This window comes from Rhizobium sp. PEPV16 (assembly GCF_008919455.1).
In the GTDB taxonomy this organism is placed as follows: domain Bacteria; phylum Pseudomonadota; class Alphaproteobacteria; order Rhizobiales; family Rhizobiaceae; genus Rhizobium; species Rhizobium leguminosarum_Q.
Window position 1 is genome coordinate 40457 of record NZ_VSZV01000331.1, and the last position, 731, is coordinate 41187.

General features: G+C 59.9%; 1 protein-coding gene. It reads left to right on the forward strand.

Annotation, left to right across the window (positions count from 1 at the left end):
- Positions 1–731, forward strand: a 731-nt coding sequence (locus FY112_RS23250; RefSeq protein ID WP_246700729.1) for a glutamine synthetase, incomplete at both ends; no start/stop codon positions are given.

A 731-nucleotide genomic window follows, 5' to 3' on the forward strand; every position in this document is an offset into this window, starting at 1 on the left:
GCATCGAACGCCCGCGCCACCATCCTCGACGACGAAGACGCTTGGTTCGGCTTCGAGCAGGAATATTTCTTCTACCAGAACGGCCGTCCGCTCGGCTTCCCTGAGCAGGGCTACCCCGCTCCGCAGGGCCCCTACTACACCGGCGTCGGCTATTCGAACGTCGGCGACGTTGCCCGCGAAATCGTCGAAGAGCATCTCGACCTTTGCCTCGCTGCCGGCATCAACCACGAAGGCATCAATGCCGAAGTGGCCAAGGGCCAGTGGGAATTCCAGATTTTCGGCAAGGGCTCCAAGAAGGCCGCCGACCAGATCTGGATGGCACGCTACCTCCTGCAGCGCCTGACCGAAAAGTACGGCATCGACATCGAGTATCACTGCAAGCCGCTCGGCGACACCGACTGGAACGGCTCGGGCATGCATTGCAACTTCTCGACCAAGTACATGCGCGAAGTCGGCGGCAAGGCCTATTTCGAAGCGCTGATGGCGCAGTTCGAAAAGAACCTGATGGACCACATCAACGTCTACGGTCCTGACAACGACAAACGCCTGACCGGCAAGCACGAGACAGCTCCGTGGAACAAATTCTCCTACGGCGTTGCTGACCGTGGTGCCTCGATCCGCGTGCCGCACTCCTTCGTCAAGAACGACTACAAGGGCTATCTGGAAGATCGCCGCCCGAACTCGCAGGGCTGCCCCTACCAGATCGCTTCGCAGGTTCTGAAGACGATCTC